The organism is Salinirubellus litoreus (assembly GCF_037335815.1).
GTDB classification, from domain to species: domain Archaea; phylum Halobacteriota; class Halobacteria; order Halobacteriales; family Haloarculaceae; genus Salinirubellus; species Salinirubellus litoreus.
The window spans coordinates 298,953-325,872 of the sequence record NZ_CP147841.1 but is presented as its reverse complement, the minus strand read 5'-3'; the positions used below and the strand labels follow the sequence as shown (position 1 = coordinate 325,872).

At 69.8% G+C, this 26,920-nt stretch carries 31 protein-coding genes; 12 read left to right on the top strand and 19 right to left on the bottom strand.

What is annotated here, in order from left to right; translation table 11 throughout:
• Window positions 1-96 precede the first annotated feature (96 nt).
• The 3 genes from WDJ58_RS01655 to WDJ58_RS01645 form a co-directional block, all read right to left on the bottom strand.
• On the bottom strand, window positions 97-1,329 hold the full coding sequence (locus WDJ58_RS01655) for a hydroxyacid-oxoacid transhydrogenase (RefSeq protein ID WP_338915887.1): 1,233 nt from the start codon (window positions 1,327-1,329) through the stop codon (window positions 97-99).
• A gap of 362 nt (window positions 1,330-1,691) precedes the next feature.
• A complete protein-coding gene (locus WDJ58_RS01650; protein ID WP_338915886.1) occupies window positions 1,692-1,829 on the bottom strand; it encodes a hypothetical protein in 138 nt (45 codons plus the stop codon).
• Window positions 1,830-2,111: 282 nt separating this feature from the next.
• On the bottom strand, window positions 2,112-3,557 hold the full coding sequence (locus WDJ58_RS01645) for a dockerin type I domain-containing protein (RefSeq protein ID WP_338915885.1): 1,446 nt from the start codon (window positions 3,555-3,557) through the stop codon (window positions 2,112-2,114).
• 485 nt (window positions 3,558-4,042) lie between these two features.
• Here WDJ58_RS01645 and WDJ58_RS01640 point away from each other — a divergent pair, with 485 nt between their 5' ends.
• The 3 genes from WDJ58_RS01640 to WDJ58_RS01630 all read left to right on the top strand — a co-directional run bounded on the left by WDJ58_RS01640 (window position 4,043) and on the right by WDJ58_RS01630 (window position 7,057).
• On the top strand, window positions 4,043-5,056 hold the full coding sequence (locus tag WDJ58_RS01640; protein ID WP_338915884.1) for a 2-hydroxyacid dehydrogenase: 1,014 nt from the start codon (window positions 4,043-4,045) through the stop codon (window positions 5,054-5,056).
• Between the two features lie 351 nt (window positions 5,057-5,407).
• On the top strand, window positions 5,408-6,178 hold the full coding sequence (locus tag WDJ58_RS01635) for an MOSC domain-containing protein (RefSeq protein WP_338915883.1): 771 nt from the start codon (window positions 5,408-5,410) through the stop codon (window positions 6,176-6,178).
• Window positions 6,179-6,232: 54 nt separating this feature from the next.
• Window positions 6,233-7,057: an MBL fold metallo-hydrolase gene (locus tag WDJ58_RS01630; RefSeq protein WP_338915882.1), complete on the top strand. Its 825-nt coding sequence runs from the start codon at window positions 6,233-6,235 to the stop codon at window positions 7,055-7,057.
• Window positions 7,058-7,083: 26 nt separating this feature from the next.
• On the opposite strand, the gene WDJ58_RS01625 is transcribed toward WDJ58_RS01630, so the two are convergent.
• The 8 genes from WDJ58_RS01625 to WDJ58_RS01590 form a co-directional block, all read right to left on the bottom strand.
• Window positions 7,084-8,526 (bottom strand): hypothetical protein, encoded by a 1,443-nt coding sequence (locus WDJ58_RS01625; protein WP_338915881.1) that lies wholly within the window; start codon window positions 8,524-8,526, stop codon window positions 7,084-7,086.
• Window positions 8,527-8,562: 36 nt separating this feature from the next.
• Window positions 8,563-9,150 carry a hypothetical protein gene (locus WDJ58_RS01620; protein ID WP_338915880.1) on the bottom strand — a complete coding sequence of 196 codons (588 nt, stop codon included), beginning with the start codon at window positions 9,148-9,150 and terminating at the stop codon, window positions 8,563-8,565.
• A gap of 58 nt (window positions 9,151-9,208) precedes the next feature.
• A complete protein-coding gene (locus WDJ58_RS01615) occupies window positions 9,209-10,186 on the bottom strand; it encodes a DUF5787 family protein (protein ID WP_338915879.1) in 978 nt (325 codons plus the stop codon).
• Window positions 10,187-10,283: 97 nt separating this feature from the next.
• Window positions 10,284-10,850 (bottom strand): GTP-dependent dephospho-CoA kinase family protein, encoded by a 567-nt coding sequence (locus tag WDJ58_RS01610; protein WP_338917903.1) that lies wholly within the window; start codon window positions 10,848-10,850, stop codon window positions 10,284-10,286.
• A gap of 94 nt (window positions 10,851-10,944) precedes the next feature.
• On the bottom strand, window positions 10,945-11,142 hold the full coding sequence (gene spt4, locus WDJ58_RS01605; RefSeq protein WP_338915878.1) for a transcription elongation factor subunit Spt4: 198 nt from the start codon (window positions 11,140-11,142) through the stop codon (window positions 10,945-10,947).
• Window positions 11,143-11,712 carry a DNA-directed RNA polymerase gene (locus WDJ58_RS01600; RefSeq protein WP_338915877.1) on the bottom strand — a complete coding sequence of 190 codons (570 nt, stop codon included), beginning with the start codon at window positions 11,710-11,712 and terminating at the stop codon, window positions 11,143-11,145.
• Complete coding sequence (locus tag WDJ58_RS01595) at window positions 11,712-12,098, bottom strand: twitching motility protein PilT (RefSeq protein ID WP_338915876.1); 387 nt, start codon at window positions 12,096-12,098, stop codon at window positions 11,712-11,714. Before WDJ58_RS01595 ends, WDJ58_RS01600 begins: the two co-directional genes overlap by 1 nt.
• A 6-nt stretch (window positions 12,099-12,104) precedes the next feature.
• Window positions 12,105-13,328, bottom strand: coding sequence for a translation initiation factor IF-2 subunit gamma (locus WDJ58_RS01590; protein ID WP_338915875.1), 1,224 nt, complete (start codon window positions 13,326-13,328; stop codon window positions 12,105-12,107).
• Window positions 13,329-13,632: 304 nt separating this feature from the next.
• On the opposite strand from WDJ58_RS01590, the gene WDJ58_RS01585 reads away from it, so the two are divergent.
• The 9 genes from WDJ58_RS01585 (at window position 13,633) to WDJ58_RS01545 (ending at window position 20,036) form a co-directional block, all read left to right on the top strand.
• Window positions 13,633-14,661 carry a winged helix-turn-helix domain-containing protein gene (locus tag WDJ58_RS01585; RefSeq protein ID WP_338915874.1) on the top strand — a complete coding sequence of 343 codons (1,029 nt, stop codon included), beginning with the start codon at window positions 13,633-13,635 and terminating at the stop codon, window positions 14,659-14,661.
• Window positions 14,661-14,963: a hypothetical protein gene (locus WDJ58_RS01580; protein ID WP_338915873.1), complete on the top strand. Its 303-nt coding sequence runs from the start codon at window positions 14,661-14,663 to the stop codon at window positions 14,961-14,963. Before WDJ58_RS01585 ends, WDJ58_RS01580 begins: the two co-directional genes overlap by 1 nt.
• 87 nt (window positions 14,964-15,050) lie before the next feature.
• The gene (locus tag WDJ58_RS01575) at window positions 15,051-15,740 is read left to right on the top strand and encodes a haloacid dehalogenase type II (RefSeq protein WP_338915872.1); all 690 of its coding nucleotides are present in this window, start codon (window positions 15,051-15,053) and stop codon (window positions 15,738-15,740) included.
• Window positions 15,741-15,881: 141 nt separating this feature from the next.
• The gene (locus WDJ58_RS01570) at window positions 15,882-16,196 is read left to right on the top strand and encodes a 30S ribosomal protein S24e (RefSeq protein ID WP_338915871.1); all 315 of its coding nucleotides are present in this window, start codon (window positions 15,882-15,884) and stop codon (window positions 16,194-16,196) included.
• A complete protein-coding gene (locus WDJ58_RS01565) occupies window positions 16,196-16,342 on the top strand; it encodes a 30S ribosomal protein S27ae (RefSeq protein ID WP_338915870.1) in 147 nt (48 codons plus the stop codon). The genes WDJ58_RS01570 and WDJ58_RS01565 overlap by 1 nt, the downstream gene beginning before the upstream one ends.
• An 8-nt stretch (window positions 16,343-16,350) precedes the next feature.
• Window positions 16,351-18,003: a bifunctional N(6)-L-threonylcarbamoyladenine synthase/serine/threonine protein kinase gene (locus WDJ58_RS01560; protein ID WP_338915869.1), complete on the top strand. Its 1,653-nt coding sequence runs from the start codon at window positions 16,351-16,353 to the stop codon at window positions 18,001-18,003.
• Between the two features lie 151 nt (window positions 18,004-18,154).
• Entirely contained in the window at window positions 18,155-18,433 is a 279-nt protein-coding gene (locus WDJ58_RS01555; protein WP_338915868.1) for a DUF5808 domain-containing protein, read from the top strand.
• Between the two features lie 45 nt (window positions 18,434-18,478).
• Complete coding sequence (locus WDJ58_RS01550) at window positions 18,479-19,132, top strand: non-canonical purine NTP pyrophosphatase (protein WP_338915867.1); 654 nt, start codon at window positions 18,479-18,481, stop codon at window positions 19,130-19,132.
• A gap of 421 nt (window positions 19,133-19,553) precedes the next feature.
• On the top strand, window positions 19,554-20,036 hold the full coding sequence (locus tag WDJ58_RS01545) for a GNAT family N-acetyltransferase (protein ID WP_338915866.1): 483 nt from the start codon (window positions 19,554-19,556) through the stop codon (window positions 20,034-20,036).
• Here WDJ58_RS01545 and WDJ58_RS01540 read toward each other — a convergent pair.
• From WDJ58_RS01540 to WDJ58_RS01505, 8 genes are all read right to left on the bottom strand, one after another.
• Window positions 20,033-20,524 (bottom strand): DUF7384 family protein, encoded by a 492-nt coding sequence (locus tag WDJ58_RS01540; protein WP_338915865.1) that lies wholly within the window; start codon window positions 20,522-20,524, stop codon window positions 20,033-20,035. The genes WDJ58_RS01545 and WDJ58_RS01540 overlap by 4 nt on opposite strands.
• Entirely contained in the window at window positions 20,517-20,693 is a 177-nt protein-coding gene (locus WDJ58_RS01535) for a hypothetical protein (protein ID WP_338915864.1), read from the bottom strand. The genes WDJ58_RS01540 and WDJ58_RS01535 overlap by 8 nt, the downstream gene beginning before the upstream one ends.
• A gap of 49 nt (window positions 20,694-20,742) precedes the next feature.
• The gene (locus WDJ58_RS01530; RefSeq protein ID WP_338915863.1) at window positions 20,743-21,834 is read right to left on the bottom strand and encodes a putative sulfate/molybdate transporter; all 1,092 of its coding nucleotides are present in this window, start codon (window positions 21,832-21,834) and stop codon (window positions 20,743-20,745) included.
• Window positions 21,835-21,974: 140 nt separating this feature from the next.
• Window positions 21,975-22,952 (bottom strand): ABC transporter ATP-binding protein, encoded by a 978-nt coding sequence (locus WDJ58_RS01525; protein WP_338915862.1) that lies wholly within the window; start codon window positions 22,950-22,952, stop codon window positions 21,975-21,977.
• Window positions 22,949-23,929, bottom strand: a complete 981-nt coding sequence (locus tag WDJ58_RS01520) for an ABC transporter permease (RefSeq protein WP_338915861.1) — start codon at window positions 23,927-23,929, stop codon at window positions 22,949-22,951. The genes WDJ58_RS01525 and WDJ58_RS01520 overlap by 4 nt, the downstream gene beginning before the upstream one ends.
• 346 nt (window positions 23,930-24,275) lie before the next feature.
• On the bottom strand, window positions 24,276-25,037 hold the full coding sequence (locus WDJ58_RS01515) for a phosphate ABC transporter ATP-binding protein (protein WP_338915860.1): 762 nt from the start codon (window positions 25,035-25,037) through the stop codon (window positions 24,276-24,278).
• Window positions 25,034-25,777 carry an ABC transporter permease gene (locus WDJ58_RS01510; protein WP_338915859.1) on the bottom strand — a complete coding sequence of 248 codons (744 nt, stop codon included), beginning with the start codon at window positions 25,775-25,777 and terminating at the stop codon, window positions 25,034-25,036. The genes WDJ58_RS01515 and WDJ58_RS01510 overlap by 4 nt, the downstream gene beginning before the upstream one ends.
• Before the next feature lie 23 nt (window positions 25,778-25,800).
• Window positions 25,801-26,910 carry a substrate-binding domain-containing protein gene (locus WDJ58_RS01505; protein ID WP_338915858.1) on the bottom strand — a complete coding sequence of 370 codons (1,110 nt, stop codon included), beginning with the start codon at window positions 26,908-26,910 and terminating at the stop codon, window positions 25,801-25,803.
• Window positions 26,911-26,920: the final 10 nt, after the last annotated feature.

Below are 26,920 nucleotides of genomic sequence, written 5' to 3'. Positions count from 1 at the left end.
TCCCTGTAGCCGGATCGCTCTCTCTCCGTCACTCTCCGGACATCAGTCTCCGGACGACCCGCATCGACGAGACTACCTGCCCACCAGCGAGGTCCCTCAGAGCGCGTCCCGAATGATCGTCTCGAGCTCCTCCCGCCCGATCCGTCGCGGGTTGCCGACGGTCAGCCGTTCGAGCTTGCTCGCCCGCTCGGCGACGTGCCCCACGTCTTCCGATTCGAGGCCGAGCGAGGCGAGACCGCCGTCGATGCCGACGTCGGCGGCGAGCCGCTCGACGCCGCGGGCCGCGGCCTCGGCCGCCTCGTGTCTCCCCGTGGCCGTCAGGTCCTCGCCGAGCAGCCGGGCGATCTCGGCGTACCGATCCGGCGCGCTCGTCGCGTTGTACCGCATCACGTCCGGGAGCGCGAGCGCGATCGTCACGCCGTGCGGGGTGTGGTGGATCGCCCCCGCGGCCATCGCGATGGCGTGGGTCGCCCCGAGGCCGGCGTTGGTGAACGCCGCCCCCGCCATGAAGCTTCCGAGGGCCATCCGGCGGCGCGCCTCCAGGTCGTTCCCGTTGTCGACGGCGTCGCGGAGGTTGTTCCCGACGAGTTCGATCGCACGGTGGGCGAACTGGTCGGTGAGGATCGACCGGCCGTTGTAGTCGGGCCGCTCCGCCCGGGAGTCGGGGGTCGGCTTCGCGTCGTAGCGCCGGGTGGTGTACGCCTCGATGGCGTGCGAGAGGGCGTCCATCCCCGAGGAGGCGGTGGGGCCCGGCGGCAGGGTCACCGTGAGCCCGGGGTCGACGAGCGCGACGTCGGGGCGCTGGTGGGGGCTCGAGATCCCCACCTTCAGATCCTCGTCGGGGAGCGAGATGACCGACACGGGCGAGGTCTCGGAGCCCGTCCCGGACGTCGTCGGGAGACACACCGTCGGGATTCCGGGCCCCGGGACCGGCTCACCCCCGCCCGTCGGCGGGGCCACGTAGTCGAGGACCGACCCGCCGTGCTCGCAGACGACGCTCGTGGTCTTCGCGACGTCCATCGAACTGCCGCCCCCCACACCGACGATGGCGTCGGGGTCGGCCTCCTCGGCGACCTCGACCGCCTCCTCGAACACGGGGAGCGACGGGTCGGGTTCGACCCCGTCGAAGACCGAACACTCGACGTCGCCGAGCGCCTCGACGACGGTGTCGAGGATGCCGGCGTCGGCGACGCCCGCGTCGGTGACGACGAGGACGGACGACGCGTCGCGCTCGGCGACGACGTCCGAGACCTCCTCGACCGCACCGACCCCGAAGGTGACGTTGTCGGCGATGCTGAACTCCCAGACGGATTCGGGCTGGTAGGTCATGTTCCTGGTACCCCGGTGCGCTCAACCGGCGGTTAAACTTTGGCCTCGGGAGTCCGGTGGTGTTAACTTGAGCTGAGATCGCCGGGCGGAGAGCGAACTCTCCGGGGGTACTGGTTCGCCGCTTTTCGGCTCGTCTCCAATAGCGGTCGGGCTGGTTCGTTCACCCCACCGGATCGCCGGCGTTCGGCGGTTCGAACGCGCATCGATCATTCGGAACTCGGGCACGCAAACTGCCGGAGTACGGCCCGATCAGCGCTCGACCAGACACGATCGGTGCGCACTCGGACGGACCCTTCGGGTTGCGTCCCGACTCGCGTCGACAGTCACCCCGGAGACACCCTCGACGTGACCCCGGTCCCCGATCACGAGTGGCGCCAGCGGAGCTCGGGGTCGGCCGTTCGCCGCTCACACCAGCGCATCGAGGCGCTCGCCGCCATCCGCTCGACGGTCGGCACGTGCAGGTACGAGGGAAGCGTGTACCGCTCGAACGGACTCTCCACCCCGCTATAGTAGCGTTTGGAAGTCTTTATTTACGGATGGGGACCGTCCCCGTCCGGAGTGTGTCATCGGTTCCAAACGCTACTATAGGTGGTCCCGGGAACGCCGCCCTGCGCCCGCACGGTCGAGGAACGCGAGCACGACGAACCGTCTCGGCCGTTTCGGGTCCCTCGGCCGGTGCCCCGGGCTACTGCCTCACCTTTGGGGTAGGTTCGCGTCGCGGATCCCGGTCCACGGGAACGGGGCCGGTTTACGACCTCTCGGCCATCCTGCCCGCCGATCGGTCAGTCCTCCTCGGTGACCTCGGCGAACAGCGCCTGGGCGTCCCCCACGTTCACCGCCCCGTCGTCGTTGAAGTCGTACAGCTCGCGGTTGATCTTGATCGCCATGGTGTTGCGGTTGTTGTACAATGCCTGGGCGTCACCGACGTCCGTGCTCCCGTCCCCGTTGACGTCCTCGAAGCGGCCGTCACCGTCCGGATCCTGGGAGGGGTTGCCGTCCCCGTCGACGTCCGGCAGCACCGCGAGGCCGCCGGCGAAGTTCTCCCGCATCGCAACCCAGCTCGGTCCACTGCCACCACCGAGGAGATACCCCCCGCCGTCCAGATGGGAGAGGTGCTCGATGTCGGTGGGGGTGTAGAGCGGCCGTTCCCACTCGTTCGCTCCGGCCGCGCTTATCTTCCGTACGGTGTCGTCCCCGAAGAGGACGTAGCCGTCCGGCTTCCCGTGCCCGATCGTGTAGCGCTGGTCGTAGCTCCGCCACCACCGCTGTCTCCCCTCGCCCCCGATCATCTCCAGGATGTACTCCTCCCCGTAGGAACGCCACCCCGCGACGAGGAACCCGTTTTCGCCCTCCAGGATCTGATTGTGATAGTTATCGAAATCGACCTCCTTCGTCCACTGTATCGTGCCCTCGCCGGTTACTCTCATCAGACTGGATCCCTCGACCACGATGATCGAGCCCTCGTCCGTCACGTAGATTCTGCTGTTAATCTCCTGATAACCGAGGTTCCACTCGATCGCTCCGCTTTCGTCAAGCTTGACCAACGAACGATCGGAGATTCCCCTGACTTCTATCAGATAGCCGCCGCCCTCCGCCCTGTGAACATCGTATGCCCACGGAGCGGCCCCCTCCGTTGGGGGTTCATCGACGAGGTACTCCTTGAGTTCCCACGTTATCGCGCCGTCTCCGTTTATTTTCGCCACCCAGGTCACGCCGACAAGGTCGTCTGGGTATGCGTTGCCTCCGACCAGGAACCCGTTCGATCCTGCCTCGATGATTGAGTCGATATTTCGTTCCCAGTCCTCGCTCTCGTATGACCGCCGCCACTGTGTCGACCCATCTTGCCCCAGGCGTACGAGTTCCGAGCCGGGGACGAGCAGGTATCCCCCACCGTTCGTCTCGCTTATCGGGAGCACAGCGCCCAGTTCCGTCTCGTACGATTTCTTCCATCTCTCCTCCCCCGCCGGGTCTACGCTCTTCACGCGCTCCTCGTCGTGGTAGACCATCATGTAGCCGCCGCCGTTCGCCGCGGTATCCGGAATCAGGTCGTCCAGCCCGTTGCTGAAGAAGTGGTTCCACCCCGACTGCTGCTGGCTCCCGAGATCGCTCCGCCCGTCGGCGTTCCGCGCTCCGTGTTGGTCTATTGCCTCCTCGTCGACGCCCCGCGCATCGGTGCTCACGATCCCGAGAGCGTGGAACAGGCCGCTTGCGGCGTCGCCGTCTCCCACTCGATCCGCCGCTCCCGTGTTGGCGATGCCGACACCAGCACCCGCTCTCCCGAGGGTACGGAGGATCCGCCTCCGCCCGACGGGCCCAATATTTTCTCCCGGTGTCATTTTTCGTACTAAATACGATTACAGACTCACTTAGTACTTGTTCCGGGTGTGCAGGATCGTGTCGATCGGAGCAGAAACCGCCGGGAGTGGGGCGAATTTCAGGAGTTACTGGTGTACCGTTTTCCCGCTCGATTCTGTCACTGTCCGGCTCAGTCCGTTCACCCCGCCGAATCGAGGGCGCTCGGTGGATCGGTGGGATCGATGGTCGATCGGGGCGTGGGCTCACTAACCGCCGTGCGGCACTACAATCGACGCTTTACGTAACACGACCGGCAGCCCAGTCCCGAGTGAGGTGTCGACGAGGACGACGAGTGGTGACGAGCGACGACGAGCGACGACCACAAGAGTATTGACGGCGAGCGTCGACCCGACCACGAATGACAGGTCGGCAGACCGTCTACCTGACCCGCGACGTACCACAGGAAGGGATCGACCGGCTCGAGGAGGAGTGCGAAGTGGTCGTCTGGGAGGAGAAGACCGCCCCGCCCCACGACACGCTCGTCGAGGAGCTGGCCGAGTGCGAGGCGGCGGCGCTGTTCTGTACCGTCTCCGACGTCGTCGACGCCGAGGTGCTCGACGCCTCGCCCGCGCTCGAGGTCGTCGGGACCATGTCGGTCGGCTACGACCACGTCGACCTCGAAGCCGCCGCCGAGCGCGACATCCCCGTCGGCTACACTCCCGGCGTCCTCTCGGAGACGACCGCCGACTTCGGGTGGGCGCTCCTGATGGCCGCCGCCCGCCGGGTGACCGAGGCCGACCACTACGTCCACGACGGCGAGTGGGAGACCTGGGGGCCGAAGATCCTGCTCGGCCGCGACGTCTTCGACGCCACCCTCGGGGTCGTCGGCCTCGGGAGCATCGGTACCGCGTTCGCCCGCCGGGCCGCCGGCTTCGACATGGACGTCTGCTACACGGCCACGGAACCGAAGGAGGAGTGCGAGGCCGAACTCGCCGAGTACGGTATCGACGCCGAGTTCTGCGAACTCGACGACCTGCTCGAACGGTCGGACTACGTCTCGCTCCACGTCCCGCTCGACGACGAGACGGCGGGGCTGATCGGCGAGCACGAACTCGACCTGATGGGCGAGGATGCGGTCCTCGTCAACACCGCGCGCGGCGAGGTGGTGGACACCGACGCGCTCGAAGCGGCGCTCGAGGAGGACCGGATACGCCACGCCGCGCTCGACGTGACCGACCCCGAGCCGCTCCCCGCCGACCACTCGCTGCTCGACTACGCTCCCGAGAAGCTCACTATCGCGCCCCACATCGGGAGCGCCTCCGTGGAGACCCGGACCGAGATGGCGGTCATGACCGCCGACAACATCCTCGCCGGGCTCCGGGGGGAGCCGATGCCCAACTCGGCGACCGAGAACGCCGGAGTGGAGGAGTAGCGAGGCCGACCGAAGGGAGGCCTCGGGATAGCGAGCGGGGAGCGGAGCGACCCGCGAGCAGCGAGGTCGTAGGGAGCGGAGTCCTCGTGAGCGCTAGCGAACGAGGGCCGTGGCGGACGCGTGTAGCGAGTCCGCCTGAGCGACCGGGACCTCGAAAATACGAACGGCGAACGGAGTGAGCCGTGAGTAGCGACCCGCGAGCAGCGAAGCCGACCGCAGTGAGACCCCGGAATAGCGAACGGCGGTTCCCTCCTCGATCGACCACGAACGTTTCGGGTGGATGCCCTCGTCCGGCGACGCAGCGCCCGGGGCGGACAGACCTATACCCGGCCCGGGTGTGGAGTCGTCACGATGGGACACGTCGAACGGATCACCGTGTATCCGGTGAAGGGACTCGACGGCATCGACCTCGAGCGAGCGCGGATACTCGATGGCGGGACCGTCGAGCACGATCGGGAGTTCGCGCTGTTCGACGCCGCGGGCGAGGTCGTGAACGGGAAGCGGACCGACCGCGTCCACGACCTGCGGACGGGGTACGAGACGTCGACGGGGGAACTGACGGTCGAAGCCGGAGAGGAGCGACGCCGGTTCGACCTCGACGCCGAGCGCGACCGGGCGGCCGAGTGGTTCGCCGGGTTCTTCGACGCCGACCTGACGCTGCAGCGGGATCGGTCCCTGGGGTTCGTCGACCGTCGGGAGATGGGCCCCTCCGTCGTCAGCACCGCGACGCTCGAGGCCGTCGCCTCGTGGTTCGAGGACGTGACCGTCGAGGGGGCGCGGCGACGGCTCCGGACGAACGTCGAGATCGGTGGCGTCCCCGCGTTCTGGGAGGACCGCTTCGTCGGTCCCGACGCGCCGTCGTTCGTCGCCGGTGACCTCCGATTCGAGGGCGTCACGCCCTGTGGACGGTGTGTGGTGCCCGAGCGCGACCCCGATACCGGCGAGCCGACCCCGGAGTTCCGAGAGCGGTTCGTCAGCCGTCGGGAGGCGACGTTCCCCGAGTGGGCCGACCCGGGGGCGTTCGACCACTACTACACCCTGACGATCATCGCCAGCGTCGTCGAGGCCGACCGCGGCGGGACGCTCGGCGTCGGCGACCCCGTACGGGTTGCGGATGCGTGAACCGGCCGCCGGCGACCGCGGGGTTTAGGCGGCCGCCCCACCAGAGCCACCACGATGGAGGTCACCCTGCTGGGTACCGGCGACACGACCGGGACGCCGACGGTCGGGTGCGACTGTGACACCTGTACCGAGGCCCGCGAACGCGGCGTCGAGCGGACTCGCTTCTCCGTCCACGTCCGCAACGAGCGGACGGACGAGTCGCTGCTCGTCGACGCCAGCCCGGACTTTCGCTACCAGTTCCTCCGCGAGGGGGTCGACCTCCCCGACGAGATACTGATCACCCACATCCACTTCGATCACCTCGACGGCCTCGGAAACGCCTATCGACTGCTCTCGGACGTCTCGGTACACGCCGCCGACGAGACCGACCCCGAGACCGGCGAGTCGGTCCGCGGGACGATCGACCGCAAGTACGACTACCTCGACGCGGTCACGCCCGTCTCACAGTCGCCGTTCGAGCCGTTCGAGGCCGCCGGCCTCGAGGTGACGCTCGTCCCCGTCGACCACCCGCCGCTCGTCTGCTACGGGGCTCGAATCGAGGATCCCGACACCGGGGGCGTGCTCTCGTTGTCGGGCGATACGAGCTACGGCATCCCCGAGGAGTCCCGCAGGCTACTCTCCGATCCCGACCTCCTCCTCGCCGACGGCATCGTCCCGGCACACCTCTGTGAGTACCACCCGCTCGGCGGTAGACACGAACGCGAGGACGGCGTACCGAGGACGTTCGGGACGAAACACATGACGTTCGAGGGCGCGCGCGACCTCGCGGCTGACCTCGACGCGGCCGATCACCGGATCGTCCACCTGTCGCACTTCCCACCGGCCGAGGAGTCCTTCCAGGAGGACATGGCCGTCGACGGCGAGCGGTACGAACTGTAGCCGCCGCGGGGCGGGGGCCAGCCGTCCTACTCCCGCCGGACGAGCAGGACCGATCCGGCCACGACGACGAGCAGTACGATCAGGCCGACGACCATCAGCGAGGTCGGCACGCCGGACGACGACTCGGTGGGGCTCGTGTCCGTTCCGTCGAACCCGTCGTCCTCGTTCCCGCCGTCCGTCGAGTTCGGCCCCTGGTAGTCGAAGCCACCGCCCTCCTCCGACCCGCCGAGGAACCCGAGCACGCCGCCGCTCCCCGAGGGGGCGAACTCCCGGAGCGCCTGCCCGCACGCCTCGATACGCTCGGTGTCGTAGCCCGCCGAGTTCGTCAGCTCGACCGACTCGTCCGTCCCCATATCGACGCTCGTCGGTCCGCCGGGCTCGTCCCCGATCCGGGCGCGCTCGGCGTCGTAGGGCTGCCACGGCGTGTAGACCTCCCACACCACCGTGCCGTTGGGAGCGACCTCCATCGTCCGGTGGCCCTTCCGGTCGACGACGAGCGTGTTTCCGTTGGGCAGCCGGTCGGCGTCCCGTGGCTCGTCGAGGCCGCCGCCGACCAGTTCCCAGGTCATGACCCACTCGCCGTCCTGGCGCGTCCACTCGACGACCCGGTCGTTCAGCGAGTCGGCGATGAGTATCGTCGGCTCGCCCGACTCGGTCTCCAGGTACTGCGGGTTGTGCTGCTCGTTCATGAACCGATAGTCGTCGTCGCTCCCGAGCGAGAGCTCGATGGCCTTCGACTCCCGGTCGACGACGACCACCCGGTCGAAGTTCCGGACCGACGCCATGTACTTCCCGGGGCCCACCTTGTCCACGTCGTTGACGTGCGTCCAGTCCTGCTCGTAGGGGCCGCCGCCGGATTTCGGGAACTCGTCGGTGTGGTTGGCGAAGCGCCACTCCCAGGTGACCGACTCGATCGTGCGGTTGTAGATCAGGAGCCGGTGGTGACCGGTCCCCTTGTCGGCGATCAGGAGCTCCTCGTCGTTGATGATGTCGATGTCGTGGGCGTCGGTGACGTTCTCCGGGTGGAAGCCGGACTCGCCCCCGTTGTGCCCGTCGAATCGCTTCAGCCAGACGTTCTCCCCGGTGCTGGGATCGATCTCCTGAGCCACGGAGACGCCGGGCTCGGTCGAGGCCAGCAGGATGTTCCCGTTCGGAAGCGGATCGACGTCGTACACCCACCAGCGCCCGCGGGCGGAGCCGTTGAAGGCGTACTGGAACTCGCCTTCGGGGCCGAACGCGACCATCATCCCCGGTGGCTTGGTGAACCCCTCGCCCTCGACGAACCTCACCCCCTGGATCGAGACGAGCGTGGTGCCGTCGGCGGGCTGCTCCATCGTCCCGACGCAGGGGTTCGGCGCGTCCCCCGACTGCGCCGCGACACCCGTCGTACCCGCGTAGGCGAGACTCCCGGTGAGCGCGAGCGCGAGACAGCAGACGGCCGCGGCGAACCGGCGGACCTCTCCTCGCATGTCCACCCGTCGCCGGTCGTCGCGTATGAGTCTTCCCTATCTCGTTCGCCCGTCCCGCCGGCCGTCCGCGTCGGCCCGCTCGCTCCCCCCGAGACGACCGAGGAGGTCCCCGACGACGACGGCCAGTCCGAACGTCCAGAGCGCGCTCGCCGCGAGGCCGACGACGACGGCGATCGTGCCGATCCCGCCGACGCCCAGGGCGTTCGTGACGGCCACGCTCGCGGTGTACGTGAGGACGAGCGGCAGGCCGAACAGGAGGCCGACGGCCGCGAGTCCCGTCCCGAGGGGGCCGGTCACCGTGACGAACAGCGAGGCGAGGAGGTAGCTCCCAGCGCCGGCGAGAACGACGCCGAGCACCGCGAGCGTCCGGTCGGAGGGGTTGAGCGCCGTACCGACGACCCCGCCCGAGTTCCGGGTCCGGGCCACGCTCACCGCGACGACGCTCGCGACGTACGCCGCGACGAGGGCGAGAAGCGAGCCGACGACCAGTTCACCGACCGGGACCGGACCGTCGCGCACCGCCGCCGTCCCGACCGATCGGAGGACGAACCACTCGGCCGGGAACAGGACGACGAGCGCGGGGAGGACGTGCCCGCGGGTCGGACGGAGGGAGAGAGGGGACACGGTCGGGGGACGATACGGTCCGACATACGTCTTCCGTCGCTTCCGCTCGCCCGGTCCGCTACTCGAGGAAGCGGCCGAGCCCGGACTGTCGACGGACGCGACCGGCCGGGTCGGCCTCCCAGATCGAACCCCGCGCCCGGGCACCGGTGACGTCGGCGATCGGCGGGTCGGCCGACTCGTACTCCGGACACGACGGGCCACACTCCCGGGCGGGGTCGATCAGGCGACCCTTCCAGGTACACTCGGGGAGCGCCCCCGCATCGAAGCGCTCGCCGACCGTACACCGCGCACAACCCGGGAACGACTCGGCGGGGATCCGCCACCCCTTCCCGTAGGCCCGCTCGGCGAGACGACGGCGCTTCCGGGCCTTCTCTGCCCCCGTAGCGGGTCGTACGTCCGTCCGTGCGGGGAACGTATCGAGCACGTCGATCCCCGGTCCCGTCGAGTCGAGTGCCGTCGGCTCGCGGATCACGCGTCGCTCGCCCGTCTCGGGGTCGAACCGCCAGACCCCCACCTCCTCCGGGATACGGTTCAGGTGCGCACCGGTGACGTGCGAGGCCGTCGCCAGCACCACCTCGTCGAGCAGCCCCAGCGAGACGTCCTTGCGGAGCTGGAGTTCGAGATCGCCCGGGCGATCGAGGTCGGGCTTGTTCTCCACGCCGACGATCCGGTCGAACCAGTCGGGGTACCGGACCGTCTGTCGGACGTACTCGCGGCCGCCGCGGCGCTCGTGCTCGAAGAAGCCCACCCCGACCGCCGTCTCGACGGTCTTCCTGGCCCACTCGCGGCTCGTGTCCGGGAACGCCTCGCGCAGCGGACGGGCCTCGCCCACGCCGACGTCGGCCTCGATCGCGGCGGCAGGGATGGTCTCGGCGGTGATCGCCGCCCGCTCTTCGAACGCCGGTCCGGGGTAGACGAGCGCCACGTCGATGACGCGCGTCCCCCCGACGCTCCCCCCGAGCTGTCTGCCCACGACGGCCTCCTCCGCGGATTCGAGGTGGGCACACAGGGCCAGCTCGAACGGGAACTCGCGCACGACGTCGGGTAGACGGCGAGCCGAGAAAAGCCCCGCGCCGAAGATAGACCGGGATCGACCGGTTCGGATCGATCCCGTCTCAGTCGACGCCGAGGAATCAGTCGACGCCGAGGACGTCGAACGCGCGCATCGCGTCCCCGTCCATCCGCTCCAGTAGATCACGGACCGTCGCCCGGTGCTCGTCGGTCACCGCCGCGAGGACCATCCCCTCGTCGGGCTGGCCGTAGACGACGCTCGCGCCGTCGGGGGCGGCGAGCACCGCCGGCAGCGCCGCGAGGTCCTCCTCGCCGTCGACGACGATCACGGTCGTCTCTGCGCCGCCGCCCCCGGCTCGATCGAGCGCCGCCCGGAGCGCGTCGAGGAGTGCCGCCGAGAGTGTGGCGGCGGGGTTCGACACCTCCACTCGGTGGCCGAACCCGTCGATGGCCTCCCAGACGGCCTCGTCGACGGGGTCGCGCTTGGTCTTCCCGTCGACGAGCGCGACGTCCGGGCGGCGGCCGGCCCGGAGGAGGTGGTACGTGACGACGTCGCCGACGGTCACGACGGGTCCGCCCGCGTCCGCGAGCAGCTCGTCCGCGTCGGTGTAGATCGGCCCGAGGGGGTCCTTCAGCTCCCCGCGGAGCGCCCGCGGGAGCGCGAGCAGGACGTCCGGGTCGGTCTCCACCCCCGCGTCCGCGGGGGTCGATCCCGCGCCCGGATCGCCCTCCGTGTCCGTCGGCGATCCCGATCCTGATCCTGATCCCGTATCGCCAGTCACGCTACCGGACCTTCAGCGCGTACTTGCCGGGCTCGTCGACCTCCATCTCCCGGGCGATCTCGCTGTCCTCGGGGTGGGCGATGATGACGTATCCCGCCCAGTCCTCGGTCAGCGAGTTCGATCCGCAGACGGGACACTGGTCGCCCTCGCTGACCTCGAGGACGCGGTGGCACTCCCGGCAGACGAGTCGGTTCGCCATCTAATCCCCCGCCTGCGCCTCGCGGCGTCGTCGGTCGGCCTCGAGCCACTCGTGCTTGCCGAGGCCGGGCTGTTTCGCCGTCAGGCCGATCTTCGAGTCCCGCGGGTTGCGCTCGTCGACGCTCTTGGTGACGATCCGCGTCCGGACGGAGTCGCCGACGCCGAGCGCGTCGTTCGAGTCGCGCGAGGCGAGCCGCTGGTTCTCCTCGTCGAACGCGAGGTATTCGTTGGAGATCTGCGAGACGTGGAGCAGGCCGTCGACGGGACCGATGCCGACGAACGCGCCGAAGTTCACCACCTCGACGACCTCGCCGTCGACGACCTCCTGCATCTGTGGGTCGAACGTGATGGCGTCGAACTCCGCCTCGTAGTAGACGCCGGGGCGATTGGGGAGGACCGCGCCGTCGCCGATGTCGTGTACCTCCGCGACGGAGACGACGGAGCCGACCTCCTCGTCCATCCGCCCCTCCAGTTTCTCCTGTAGCAGCCGTTTCACCAGTTCCGGGGTGACGTTGTCGAGGTACTCCGGGGGGACCTCCACGGTGTCACGCAGTCGTGCACGCTTGTACATTATGGTCGAGTTACGTCGAGTTTGTTTCGCCCGCGTAAACAGATTACGGGGACCGCCGCGTCCTGTAGCCGGCTCCGCAGGGGGCCGTCGTTCGTCACCGCGTAGTCACAGTCGTGCGTGGTCGCGACCTCGATCACGGCGTCGTCGGCGTACCCGGCCTCGTGTGCGACGACCTCGTGGCGGCGGGCCAGGTCGGCCCCGACGCTCGCGGCGACGCCCTCCTCACCCGCCCCTGCCGAGAGCGAGTCGAGCTCCGCGAGCACGGCCTCCGGGACCAGGGCCTCGTACTCTCCGCGCCCCAGCAGGCGATCGAGTTCGTCGAACGTCCGCACGCCGAGTTCGACCGGCATCATCAGCGCGTTCGTGTCGAGCACCACGCGTGTCACCTCACGTCACTCCAGGGTCCCGACGCCGATGAGCCGCCAGCGCGACCCCACGCGACGATTGATGGCGATCTTCGCGCCGGGGTCCGCACACACCGGTCGCTTCAGCCTCACCTCCGCCTCGCCGGACCGTGCGGAGGTCACCGCGCCGACCGTCGTGGCGGTGCCGACCGTGAGCATCAGCGGCTCGCCGGTCGTGACCTCCTCGACCTCGTCGGCCCCCTCGCCGACGACGCGATCGAGCAGGTCGACCGACATCGTGAACGAGTCGAGGACCTCGGGGAGCGTCCCCGGCGGCCCGGCGATCTGCCCGGCGAGGGCGTCGCCCTTCGTCACCGAGGGGTCGAGACCCGTCCCGACGCCGACGAGCCCGCCCGGCCGGACCGAGTCGACCGACTGGCTCCCGGCCTGGAGCGACCGCACGGTGGTCGAGACGGGCTCGTAGGGTCCGTCGTCCTCCTCCTGGCGGCCGGGCCGTATCTCGATCTCGTCGTCGACCTCCAGCCGCCCACGGCTGAGCGATCCGCCGACGACCCCGCCCCGCAGATCGGCCTGGGTGGTGCCGGGGCGGTTGATGTCGAACGAGCGGGCGACCTGGAGCCGCGCGTCGGCGTCCGGGTCGCGCTCGGGCGTCGGGATCTCCTCCTCGATGGCGGCGATGAGCAGGTCGACGTTGACCTCCTGCTGGGCCGACACCGGGACGATAGGCGCGCCCTCGGCGACGGTCCCCTCGATGAACTCCTCGATCTCGCGCTTGTTCTCGCGGGCCTCCTCGGCGTCCGCGACGAGGTCGATCTTGTTCTGCGCGATGACGATGTTGTCGATGCCGATGATGTCGAGGGCCATGAGGTGCTCCTCGGTCTGGGCCTGGGGCACCGGCTCGTTCGCGCCGATCACCAGCACCGCGCCGTCCATGATGGCCGCCCCCGAGAGCATCGTCGCCATCAGCGTCTCGTGGCCCGGTGCGTCGACGAACGAGACCGTACGAATGAACTCCGTCTCCTCGCCGTCGACCTCCTCCTCGACCGTGAAACACTCCGGCGGGTCCACACCCGGTATCCGCCGGAACGTCGCGTCCGCGTACCCGAGGCGAATGGAGATGCCCCGCTTCATCTCCTCGGAGTGCTGGTCGGTCCACTGGCCCGAGAGCGCCTGGACCAGGGTCGTCTTCCCGTGGTCCACGTGGCCGACCAGTCCGATGTTCACCTCCGGTTGTCGATGTGTTCCCGACATCAGTAATGTAGTGGGTATCGGCCCCTGCGGCGTATAAGGCTACCGAACCATCTTTTTCCGCCTCGGGTGCGCTTCGCGCACCACTCGGCGCAAAAACATGGGTGAAAAAGGCCGGTCCTCGCTCCGCTCGGACCGGTGAACCGCGCTCGCTCGCTCCGCTCGTTCGCGCGGATGCCGGTACTTACTCGATCCGTGGGGTCGTCGTCTCTCCCCAACCCGCCGGCGGACGGGCTTTGGCGCAGGGAATCGCTCAAACACTCGTTTCAGCCAAGGTTTTAGCCCTCTCGTTCGCTACAGTTCGGCTATGAGCGACGCACGCGAGGCCGGCGAGGAGGAGAGCATCCTGGCCTGCGAGGAGTGTCTCTCCCCGGCCGAGGCGTTCGCCGTCGTCGGCAACGAGACCCGCCTGCGGATACTCGAGGCGCTCTGGCGGGCCGACCGCCCGGCCGCGTTCTCGGACCTGCGCCGCCGAGTCGGGATGCGCGACTCCGCGCAGTTCAACTACCACCTCGACAAACTGGTGGGCCAGTTCGTCCGCAAGACCGAGGACGGATACGAGTTCCGACAGGCCGGCCGCGCGGTCATCCGGTCGGTGCTCGCGGGGACGCTCAACCAGAGTCCCGAACTCGACCCGTTCCCCGTCGAAGGGGCGTGCGTCGACTGCGGGAGCGGCCTGCAGGCCCGCTACGAGGACGAGCACTTCCACATCGAGTGTCCGGCGTGTGGCCGCCCGCACGGGGTGTACCCGTTCCCGCCCGGGGGGCTGGAGGACCGCACCCGCGAGGAGGCCCTCGACGCCTTCAACCAGCGCGCCCGGCACCTCTCCTGTCTCTCGAAGGACGGTGTCTGCCCGGAGTGCAACGGCCGGATGGAGACCCACGTCAGGTACGCCGCCGAGGGGGACGCGATGGGCCTCGACGTCCGGGTCGACTACGAGTGCGCGCGCTGTAACCTCACCACGTCCTCCTCGACGGGGCTCGCGCTGCTCGACGACGCCGAGGTCGTCTCGTTCTACCGCGACCACGGCGTCGACCTGAACGACGTCCCGTTCTGGACGCTCGACTGGTGTGTCACCGACGAGCACACGGGGGTCGAGAGCGAGGACCCCTGGCGGCTCCGGGTGACCATCGCACTCGACGGGGAGGCGCTGATCGCGACGCTCGACGGCGACCTCGCGGTCGTCGGGACGGAGCGCCGGTCGACGGGCGAGGCCGGGACCGACGGGGACCCCCAGGACGCCCGGGGCGTCGGGGAGGCGGGCGGTACCGAGGGACCCGACCCGGCGACCGCCTCGGAGACGGTGACGGACGGCGGCGGGACGGAGGGGCCCTGATGGACGGTACCGGGGGCGTCCACTCGCGCCTCCGGACGTGGCTCGCCGGCCTCGCAGTGCGCCGCCGCGCGTTCCGCCGCCACCTCGCCGGCCTCGGTCGGGACGCGCTCGTCGCGCTCGCGGTCCTCACGCTGGTGGCAGCAGTGGTCGGCGCGGCCGCGTACACGCTCGCCGCCGGCGTCTCGAACGGGGGGATCGCGGGGCTCGTCCTCGGGTGGACCGCGGCGTTCGCCTTCGCGGTCAGCCTCCCGGTGCTGGTGCTGCGGATGGCGACGGCCGCCTACGAACGGCTCGGGGGGTGACCGGTCCCTCTCGGGGCCGGCCTGCGCGAAGGCGTCCCCCGCACTCACTCCCGGTACACTCATCACTCCCGCCGCCGGTTGGCGGACATGGCCTCCTCCGAGTTCGACCCGGATCGTGTCACGACGATCACGTTCGACTCCTACAGCACCGTCGTTGACGTCGCGTCCGCCGAGGCGGCGCTCGAGGGACACGTCGACGACCCGGGTGCGGCGGCGAGCCTCTGGCGGTCGCACTCGCTGTTCTACACGATGGTCGCCAATCACATCGGGGAGTTCGAGACGTTCTACGAACTGAACCGACACGCCGCGACCTACGCGCTGGAGGCGTTCGGTGCCGACGTCGACGAGGAGACCCGCGACGAGATAACGAGCATCTACCACGACCTCCGGACCTTCGACGACGTCCGGGAGGGTATGGAACGGCTCGCCGAGTCGTACGACCTCTACGTCGTCTCGAACGGGAACCCGGAGATGCTGGAGACGATGGTAGAGACGGCCGGCATCGGCGACGTCCTCGCGGACACGATCAGCGCCGCGGAGGTCGAGACGTACAAGCCCGACGCTGAGATCTACCGTCACGCGGCCGCCCGGACGGGTACGCCGATCGACGAGATCGCCCACACCACCGCGGGCTGGTTCGACGTCCAGGGGGCCGTCCACGCGGGGATGCAGGGCGTCTGGGTGAACCGGGACGGTGGTCCCTGGCCCACCTACGGTCCCGAGCCGAACCTCGAGATCGACTCGTTCCACGGGCTCGCCGACGAACTCGGGATCTGAGCGGCGGCGGCGGGGATCGCCCGGCTACCGTCTCGGACGGACGTGGACCGGGGTCCGCGTCGCCTCCCGGCGGAGAGCGCGGCTCGCACGGCTTCGCGACTCGAAATCCTTTTACAGGTCTCCGGGCCACGTACACGTAACATGGACATCGAAGTCGTCTCCGACGAGGAGAACCCGATGCTACACCGTCGGGACGTCCGCTTCCAGGTCACGCACGACGAGGCGAGCCCCTCGCGGCTGTCGGTCCGGGACTCGCTGGCCGCGAAACTGAACAAGGACGCCGAGGAGGTCGTCGTCCACTCGATCGACACGAAGTTCGGGATGCGAAAGAGCCTCGGCTACGCCAAGGTGTACGACACCCCCGAGGCCGCCGCCGACGTCGAGCAGGAGTACATGCTCGACCGGAACAAGATCGGCGACGAGGACGGCGAGGCCGACGAGGAGGTCGAGGCCTGATGGCACGTCACGAGTACTACGACGAGGACGGCGAACTCACGAAGGAGCAGTGTCCCCGCTGTGGCGACACCTTCCTCGGCGACCACGGCGACCGGCTCCACTGCGGACGGTGTTCCTACACCGAGTGGAAGACCGACGACGAGTGAGGTAGGCGATGCGGGTCCTCGGCATCGAGGGCACCGCGTGGGCGGCCAGTGCCGCGGTCCACGACGCCGATAGCGACCCCTGCGCGGACGACGTCTTCATCGAGACCGACGCCTACGAACCGGAGAGCGGCGGCATCCACCCGCGCGAGGCCGCAGAGCACATGCGCGGGGCCATCCCCGAGGTGATCGACCGCGCGATGGACGAGGCCCGGGCACACCACGACGGCGACGGCCCGCCGGTCGACGCCGTCGCCTTCTCGCGGGGCCCGGGGCTCGGTCCGTGTCTGCGGATCGCCGCGACGGCCGCTCGCGCGCTCGCCGGCGTTCTAGACGTTCCGCTCGTCGGGGTGAACCACATGGTCGCCCACCTCGAGATCGGTCGGCACCGGTCGGGGTTCGACGCCCCCGTCTGTCTGAACGCCAGCGGCGCGAACGCCCACCTGCTCGGGTTCCGGAACGGCCGGTACCGGGTGCTGGGGGAGACGATGGACACCGGCGTCGGCAACGCCATCGACAAGTTCACCCGCCACGTCGGCTGGTCGCATCCGGGCGGCCCGAAGGTCGAGGAAGCGGCGAGAGAGGGCGAGTACGTCGAGCTGCCGTACGTCGTGAAGGGGATGGACTTCTCCTTTTCGGGGATCACGAGCGCGGCGAAGGAGGCCTACGACGACGGTACGCCGATCGAGGACGTCTGCTTCTCGCTTCAGGAGACCGTCTTCGCGATGCTCACCGAGGTGTCCGAGCGAGCACTCTCGCTCACCGACGCCGACGAACTCGTCCTCGGCGGTGGCGTGGGACAGAACGCGCGCCTCCGGGAGATGCTCTCGGAGATGTGTGACGCCCGCGGCGCGTCGTTCTACGCCCCGGAGCCCCGGTTTCTCCGGGACAACGCGGGGATGATCGCCGTCCTCGGCGCGAAGATGTGCGCCGCGGGCGACACGCTGGAGATCGAGGACTCACGGGTCCGGCCGGACTTCCGCCCGGACGAGGTACCCGTCACCTGGCGGGACGGCGCGGGTCCCGGCGGCGATCCGATCGAAGGGATCGCGGATCGCGGAGACGACAGCGCCGGGGCCGAGGGGGGCACGGTCGAGGAGGTAAGGGGGGCCGAGGCGCTCATCGAGGTCGGGTCCGAACGGGTCCTCAAGCGCCGTCTCCCCAAACCCTACCGCCACCCGGAACTCGACGGGCGCTTGCGGCGCGAGCGCACCCGCAGCGAGGCACGGCTGACGAGCGAGGCCCGGAAGGTGGGCGTGTCGACCCCGGTCGTCCTCGACGTGGACGACGTCGAGGCGACGCTGACCTTCGAGACGGTCGGGGCGGCGGACCTGCGCGACGCGCTGAGCGAGTCGGGGGTCCGTGCCGTGGGCCGGCAGCTCGCCGCGCTCCACCGCGGGGGGTTCGTCCACGGCGATCCGACCCCCCGGAACGCCCGGACGGCACCCGACCGGACCTACCTGATCGACTTCGGGCTCGGCTACTACACCGACGACCGCGAGGACTACGCGATGGACCTCCACGTCTTCGAGCAGGCGGTCGTCGGGACGGCGGACGACGCCGAACGGCTTCTCGGGGCGTTCGAGGGGGCCTACGAGGCAGCGGGGGACGCCCGGGTGCTCGACCAGCTACGCGAGATCGAGGGGCGCGGACGGTACCGGTGAGACCGGTCCGATACTGGCGAGCGCACTCCCGGACTCCTTCACGCTCCGCTCCCGGTCCCCGGAGTCCGGGTCGCTGCCGCAACGATGGTCCCGTGCGACCGAGCGCGAGCGTGGGGAAATAACTTAACCGAGCGCGTACTATCACCCCGCTATGGCAGACAAGCCCCAGTCCGGTGAGCTGTTCGGCGTCCCGTACAACTTCGAACGGCCGACGCTCGGTCGGATGTTCTCCTCGTACTGGCAGCCGGGCGAGCGGATGATCGTCGAGAAGCCGTTCGGCATCGGCTACACCCTCAACCTCGCCAACTGGCGGTCGTGGGTCGCGCTGCTCGTGGTCGGCGGCCTGCTCTACCAGGAGAGCGCGTCCGAGTCCTCCGCGGAGTACGAGGAGCCGGCGGACGAACCGGTCGAGGTCGTCGTCGACGACTGAAGGGGGGAACGACGCGCTCTTGTCGGCCTCGACCGACTTCCCGATATGCTCCGGTACGTGACGACCAACGAGGGGAAGGTCCGGGAGGCCCGCGAGTATCTTCAGGACGTCGAGTCGCTCGACCACGACTACACCGAGGTCCAGGCCGACGACCTCGAGACGGTCGCCGCCCACGGTGCCCGCGACGCGTTCCTCGCCGCCGGTAGCGAGGATCCCGTCATCGTCGACGACGCCGGCCTGTTCATCGAGGCGTTCGACGGCTTCCCCGGCCCGTACTCCGCGTACGTCGAGGACACGCTGGGGGTCGACCTCGTGGGCCGGGTCGCCCGCGAGGCGGGCGCGACCGACGCCGCGTTCCGGTGCGTGATCGCCTACTGTGACGGCGAGCCGTTCGAGGCCACCCCCGAGCCCGTCGACCGCGGTGACCGCCGCGGTCAGGACCTCTCGGCGGAGGTCCGGGGCTCCGCGGCGACCGACGACACGGTCGCCGGGGGCGACCTCCCCGTCAAACTGTTCGCCGGGAGCGTCTCGGGGACCATCGTCGAGCCACGCGGGGACGGCGGTTTCGGCTACGACCCGATCTTCGAACACGGCGACCGGACGCTCGCGGAGATGAGCCCCGCCGAGAAGAACGCTATCTCACACCGGGGACGGGCGCTCGCGAAGTTCGCGGAGTGGTATCAGATGCGAACGGAGTGAGCATCTGATGCCTCGACAGGTCCGAGCGAAGCGACGGGTCTGTCGGTGGTTCGCCGAACGTCAGTGAGACGAACCTCGTCGGGCGTGGAGCGTCCGACGGCGGTTCCAGTCGCGAGCGTCCGGGTCCTCGATGATCGAGCGAAGAGAGGTCGACCGGAGGGAAATCTCGATGGCGAACGGGGAGCGAGAGCGGGACGCGACCGGACGGTCGCGTCCCGAAGACCGAGCGGGGAACGGAGTGGCCCGCGAGTCGAGCGACCCGTAAGCCGGAGCGAGTCGATCGGTGGTTCGCCGAGCGTAGCGAGCGACTGAGGCCTCGGTGGAGACCGCCGCTGGACCCGAATCGGTCCCGAAACGACGGTTCGGCGGATTCTCCTGCCCGATCGTCAGGCACACGGCCGTGCCCGCTACACGGAGGCGTATGCAGGTCCGTCGCGCGACCCCCGACGACGCCCTCGCGACTTTCGCACTCCACGTCGCCGCCATCCGGGAGTTCGGGCCGGCGGGGTACGATCCCGATCAGGTACGAGTGTGGGCGCGCAAGGACCACGGCCCGGAGGGCTACCCGCTCGACGAAGCGGGTCACCACTTCGTGGTCGCCGAGCGCCGGGGCGAGGTGTCGGGGTTCGGCGACCTCGTGTTCGACTCCCCGGACGTCGATGCCGACGGCGAGGTCCGGGCGGTCTACGTTCACCCCCGCCACGCCGGTCGGGGGATCGGATCGACACTACTCGCGGAACTGGAGGGGTACGCCCGGGGGATCGGCCTCGGATCGCTCGAACTCTCCGCGTCACTGAACGCCGTCGGGTTCTACGAGCGGGCCGGCTACGAGCGGATCCGGGAGGAGATATATGACACCGGTGCTACGGGGCTAGAGGTGGTCGTGTTCCGGAAGGGGCTCTAAACCCGTGGATCGTGATCCGGCCCGGGGTACTGGCCGTCGCCCACGGTCGGATAGAGCCGCTCGGGGTCGAACAGGCGGGCGAACGCCCGGGGGTGCTTGACGCTGACGTCGACGTACTTCCGGAGCGTCGCGCCGGTCTTCGCACTCCGGAGCCGTTCGTCGAACGAGAGCAGGTGTGCGGCCTCGCCGGCGTGGGCCGAGGCGAGCGCCGGGTGGTCCCCCGGTTCCTGCTCGACGCGGACGCGCCACCTCTCGACCTTCCCGCGCCAGTCGGCGGCCAGCGAGGCGTCGGCCAGGCCGGCGACGACCGCCTCGGCCTCGTCGAGCAGGTCGTCCGTCGCGACGAGTTCGACCCAGGAGTGGCGTCGGCAGTGGTCGAGCGCGTCACGGGCGGCACCCCCACAGAGCAGGTCGGCGGCGAGCACGTCCGCGTCGGCGACCACCCGGGCTGGATCGGGCGATCCCGCGGGCCGCTCGGGATCAGTCATCCCCCTCCCCCCGACGACGTGCGAGCGTCTCGCGGACGGCCGCCTCCTCGATCCCGTACGTCGACGCCCGCTCGAACAGGGACGCCCACGTAGGCGTATCGCCGTTCGTGCTCGCTCCCCCCTCGTCGGCGTCCCGTCCGCCGTCCGGGGTGGCGTCCGCCTCGTCCATACCGGCCGACGGACTCGAGGGGGGTTAACACCGGCGCTCTCGACGACGCTCACTCCTGCCCCCGGTCGAGGGCCCACCACGCGATCGCACCGGCGACGAAGGCGACACCGACGTTCACGAGGAGCGAGAGCGCGCCGACCAGGAGGACGAGGACACGGTCGCGCCCGGAGACGTCCCCGAGCGCGACCCGCCCGAGGCCGGCGGCGACGACGAGCAGGAGCACGCCGAGCGCGGCCGTCGGGAATCCGGCCCAGAGCCCGGCGACGAGCGCCGCGCCGACGTAGCCAGCCCCCAGGACGAGGTTCGCGCCGCCGGTCCGGGCACCGAAGGCGTGTTTGCCGGCGAGTCCTCCCGAGCCGTGACACATCGGTGCGCCGCCGAAGGGGACCGCGAGCAGGTTCGTCACACCCATCGAGCGCGCGAGTTCGTCGGCGCTCACGTCGGCGCCGTAGAGGTCGTCGAGCAGGAGCGACGTGGCGACGGCGGCGTTGCCGACGGTCATGGCGAGCTGTGCGACGAGCCCGGAGAGCGCACCGCGAGTGAGCTCCGGGCTGCCGGCCGGGAGGACCGACAGTGTGGGAACCGAAAGCGTCGGCGTCCCCACGCGGAGGGCGACGGCCGTCCCGACGACGAGGACGGCCAGCGCGGCGAGCCGACGGTCCAGGAGGGCGGCGAGGAGCGCGACGCCCAGACCGCCGAGGGCGACGACCGGGTCGGCGGCGGCGAGGTCGACGCCCGCACGGACGAGCAGGAGCGCGACGCCGAGCTGGACGCCCCGGACGACCGGGCGGCCGACGGCCGCCCGGACTCGACCGACGAGCCCCGTCGAGCCCGCGAACAGGAGGACGCCGCCGGCGAGCAGCCCCGCCGCGACGAGCTCGCCGTAGGTGAGCGTGCCGGCGATGGCGAGCCCCACGAGCGCCTTCATCGGCTCGACCGAGACGGGGAGGCCGTACCGGAGCCCCCAGACGATCTGGAACGCGCCGAACCCGAGGAAGACGTGCGCGAGCGAGGCGTCGGTGAGCGCACACAGCGCGACCACGAGGGGGAGGACCGTAACCGAATCCCCCACCGCGCCGGTCAGCTCGCCGAGCGAGAACTCGACGCCACGCTCGCGATCGGTCGGGAACGAGGCGCCCATCGTACGCCGGTTTCGATCGAACGCGCTTCACTCTTTCCGGAAACCGAATACCGGCACGGCTGATGCTGGGCGTAATTATTTCAGGTTACGTGTCGCGGGGGAGCGAGCCGCTTCCAGGCCCCGGAACGGGTCCGGGATGCTCAGCATCGGTGGAGGGCGCCGCGGGGGAAGCTCACCCAGACCTCGTCTCCCACGTCCGGCGGGCGATTGCTGAACGCGTCGACGGTGACGCCGTCGAACGACAGCGCCACGCGACTGGTGGCGTCCTCCCGGAGGACCCGCTCGACCGTCGCCCGGACGTCGCCCTCGGCCTCGTCGATGGCGACCGCCTCCGGTCGGACGGCGACGTGGTCTCCCTCCTCCGCCACCTCCCCCTCGCCGTCGAGCAGGGCCCGGAGCGACGGGCTCGCGGACAGGTCGACCGCGTTCGCGCCCGTGAACTCGGCGACCATCGGCGAGGCCGGCCGCTCGAACACCGCCTCGGGGGTCCCCTGCTGGACGATCTCGCCGTCGCGCATCACGGCGATCCGGTCGGCGATGGCCCGTGCAGTCGTCCGGTTGTGCGTGACGTACACCGCGGTCACGTCGGCGAGGACGTCGGCGAGGTCGTCACGGAGCGCCTGCCTGGTGGGGACGTCGAGCGCGGCCAGCGGCTCGTCGAGCAGCATCACCTCCGGCCGGATGGCGAGCGCGCGGGCGAGCGCGACCCGCTGTTTCTCCCCGCCGGAGAGCGTCGGCGGGTACCGTTCGGCGAGGTGGCCCACGCCGAGCTCCGAGAGGAGCGCGCCGGCGTCGCGCGTCTCCTCGTGGTAGCGCGTCCCGTACTCGACGTTCTTCCGCACCGTCATGTGCGGGAACAGCGCGTAGTCCTGGAAGACGAACCCGAATCCGCGCTTCTCCGGGGGGCGGTCGCTCAATCGCCGGTCGTCTGCCGTCACGACCCCCTCGTGAGGGTGGAATCCCGCGACGGTCTCCAGGAGGAGCGTCTTGCCGCTTCCGCTCGGCCCGAGTATCACGAGGCTCTCGTCCGGGTCGACGTCGAACGCGGCGTCGACGGTGAACGCCTCGGCCCCGTCGGCGGTGAACGTCGCCCGCACGTCGGCGTGGAGTCCCGTCACGCCACACCCCCGGTGGTCGACCCGTCGTCGGTGAGGTAGCGGACGATGAGGAAGATGACCGCCGAGACGGCGAGCAGGAGGAACGCGACCGCGCCGCTCTCCTCCAGTCCGCCCTGGAGGTAGGTGTTGTAGACGAACACGGGGGCGTGCTGGGCGGTGACCTGCCCGCCCTCGAACGGGTAGAAGAACTCCACCGAGTAGGCGACGACGGCGACCGCGCCGAACTCCGAGACCGCCCGGGCCCACGCGAGAACGCCCCCCGTTACCATTCCGCGGACGGCGAGCGGTGCCGTCACGCGCCTGAACGTCTCCCACTCGCTCGCCCCGTGGATACGCGAGGCGTACTCCAGCCGGTCGTCGATGGCCTCGAACGCCTCGCGCGACGCGTTCACGGCGTAGGGTGCGGAGACGAACGCCATCGCCAGCACCATCCCGACCATCGTCCCGAGCACCGAGACTCCCGGGAACGCCCCGCCCCTCCCGAACCCGAACAGGATGATGATCCCCGCGACCGAGTGGGGGACCACGAGCGGGAGGTCGACGAGGCTCTCGACGAGCGGCTGGCCGGCGAACCCCTTCGCGAGCAGGTGGGCGAGCGGGACGCCGAACGCGAGGCTGAGCAGGGCCGCCAGCAGCGGGCCGTACACCCCGAGGTAGAGCACGCGGTGGACGTCCGGGTCGAGCGCCCGCTCGACGACGAGCGAGGGGGTCTGCCTGGCGACGAACATGAACAGCGGCAGGCCGAGCGCGACCACGAGGAGGCTCCCCGCGGTGGCCGTCGCGACGGTGAACGACGATCCACCCAGAGCGTAGGCGGTGACGGCCGTGCTCCCGACGATGAAGTAGGCGTACCAGGTGGGCCGGCCGAGCGAGTAGGCGGCGGCGAACGCCAGTGCCTGAACGACGACGAACGCCACGATCAGTGGCGTCCGTCCGAGCGCCCCGCTCTCGATCCGCGCGTCAGTCTCCGTCGCCATCGTGAGTGGTACCGGGTCCTTCTCGCATAAGACGTACCGTGATCCGGTCGCCGAGTTACAGCTCCAGTGGCCCGAGGTTACTCCGTGCCTCGGCGACCTCCATCACGCGGTCCGGCACCGCGTCCCTGCCGGTACCGGTACAGCCGGACCGATCGCGATCGCCGTCGCGCCGTTCGCCGGGAACGCCCGTCGGTTCGGCGTTTCGATACGGATGCGGCGGCGTTGCGGGGTGCCTCTGACAGTCGATTCATTCCTTCCCCACCGAAGCTCTCCGCATCCCCGCTCGGGGCCCTATCTTCGGTCCGGATCCGGATCCCGGCATCGACGCTACTGGTCTCCGTCGGGGTCAGTAGACCAGTTCGCCGGCGACGAACCCCCGGACTCGCTCGTCGTCGGGCGTCTCCAGCACCCGGTCGGCCGATCCCTGTTCGATGACCGTGCCGTCGAGGAGGACGGCGACCCGATCGGCGATCCGTCCCGCCTGCTGCATGTCGTGAGTGGCGACGACGACGGCGATATCACGGTCGCGGGCGGCGAGCACCGCGTCCTCGATAACGGCCGTGTTCCGCGGGTCGAGGTTCGACGTCGGCTCGTCGAGCAACAGCACGTCGGGACCGATCGCGAGCGCGCGGGCGAACGCGACCCGCTGGGCCTCCCCCGCGGAGAGCGACCGCGCGGGACGATCGACCTTGCCCTCGAGGCCGACCGTCTCCAGTGCGTCGAGCACCTCCGGGGGAACCGACGGTTCGCCCACGATCCCTGAGAGCCACCGGCGGGCCCGCTCGCGCCACGAACGACGGACGGAGAGCCCGTAGGCGGCGTTGTGCGCGACCGACGTCGAGAACAGCGAGCGGTCCTGGAAGACGAACCCGATGCGCTGGCGGACCTCGAACCGCTCCCGGTCGGGGAGCTCCCAGACGTCGCGTCCCTCCGCGGTTATCCGTCCTGTGTCGGGCGGATCGAATAGCGCGAGGAGGCGCAACAGCGTGGTCTTGCCCGTCCCCGAGGGGCCGATGACCGCGAGGACCTCGCCCGGATCGGCCGCGAGCGAGACCTCCTCAACGACCGAATCGCTGTAACCGTAGCTGACGTCCTCGGCGGCAATCATGTCCGGCCCCGTGCTCGGACGTAGTTGCCGAGCGCGTTCACGCCCAGCGCGAGCGCCAGCAACACCACCCCGAGCGCGATGCCTGTCTCGATGTTCCCCTTGCGGGCCTCGAGGGTGATAGCGGTCGTCAGCGTCCGGGTGAAACTGAGCTGCTCGCCGCTGGGCGTGTTCAGCGCGATGTTCCCTCCGACGATGAGGACGCTCCCCACCTCGCTTATCGCCCGTCCGAACCCCGCTAATATCGCGGTGGTGATGCCATAGCGGGCCTCGCGGATCACGGCGAACTGAACGTCGCGGCCCGTTCCGCCGGCGGCGAACGCCGCGTCCCGGAGCGACTGGTCGACCCCTTCGATGGCCGACAGCGAGACGCTGGCGATCACCGGCAGCGCGAGGATGAACTGCGAGATGATCATCGCGGTCGGGGTGAACAGGAGTTCGATCCCGCCGAACCTGAGCGGGCCGAGGCCGAATCCGCCGCCGACCGGCCCGCTGTTCGACAGGAGGATCAACACGGTGAGCCCGACGACGACGCTCGGAAACCCCATCCCCGTGTTGATGACTGCCTCCACGATCCGTTTCCCGGGGAAGTCGGTGAATCCGACGGCGACTGCGATCGCGATCCCGGCGACGGTCGCCAGCACGACTGCCGTGAGGCTCACACGAAGGGTGACCTCGACGATGCTCACCAGGTAGCCGAGCGAGAATTCCTCGAACACCTGGGCCGGAATGAGCGCGAGCACGGCGGTGAGTGGCGGCAGGGCGCCTAAAAGCCCTCCGGGACCTGCTGGTCGACCCAGTGCTGGAAGCGGAGATCTTGCATCGACATCGAAGGCCCCTCGTAGTCCTCCGGGACGTACTGGGCGAAGTCCGGCTCCTCGGCGAGCGCGTTCGGGAAGAACAGCTGGGAGCCGTTCGCGGTGTAGTCCGCGATGGCCTGCTGGCCGGCCGGGCTCGTGAGGAACCCGACGTAGGCCATCGCCGCCTGGTAGTTCACGTTGTCGTGGACTGCAGGGTTGACCGGGATGACGCCGTAGGGGTTCTGCAGGATCGCGGGGCCGTCCCGTATCGGCCCCTGGACGTGGATCACCAGGCCGATGTTGTCCTGCGTGGCGAGGTAGGTCCCCCGGTCGGCGAGGGTGTAGCCGCCGGCCTGGTTGGCCTGTACCAGCGTGTCACCCATCCCCTGGCCGGTCTCCTGGTACCACGAGCCCGACGGCTGGATACCGGCCTCTTCCCAGATGTTCAGCTCCTTCGTGTTGGTCCCGGAGTCGTCACCACGGGAGAGGAACGTCGCCTCCTCCTCGGCGATGGTCGCGAACGCTTCCGTCGCGCTCGACATCCCGTTGATTCCCGCGGGATCGTCCTCCGGCCCGACGATGACGAAGTCGTTGAACATCACGTCGCGTCGGTTGACCCCCGCACCGTCGCGGAGGAACTGGTCCTCGGGTCCCCGGGCGTGAACGAGGATGACGTCGGCGTCCCCGTTCCGACCCGTCCGGATGGCCGCGCCGGTCCCCTGGGAGATGGTCCGGACTTGGATGCCGAACGACTCCTGGAACATCGGGTTGAGCGCGTCGAGCAGTCCGGTGTCGTACGTGCTGGTCGTCGTCGCCAGCACCAGCTGGCCGTCGCCGACCTGGCCGCCTCCCTGGGCTTCCTGGGCTTCCTGTGGCTCCGCGGTGCCACCGCCGCTGTCGTCGCCACCGTCGCCGCCGTCACCGCCATCCTCACCGTCGCCCGCGGTCGGTGTCGTCCCCTGCTGGCCCGTACAGCCGGCGAGGGACAGCGCCGTTCCGGCGCCCGCCGCCTGCAGCAGGCGACGTCGCGTCGTGTTCGGCTTCGCGTCCCCCGTCTCGGATCGTTGTTCCGACATGGATATAACG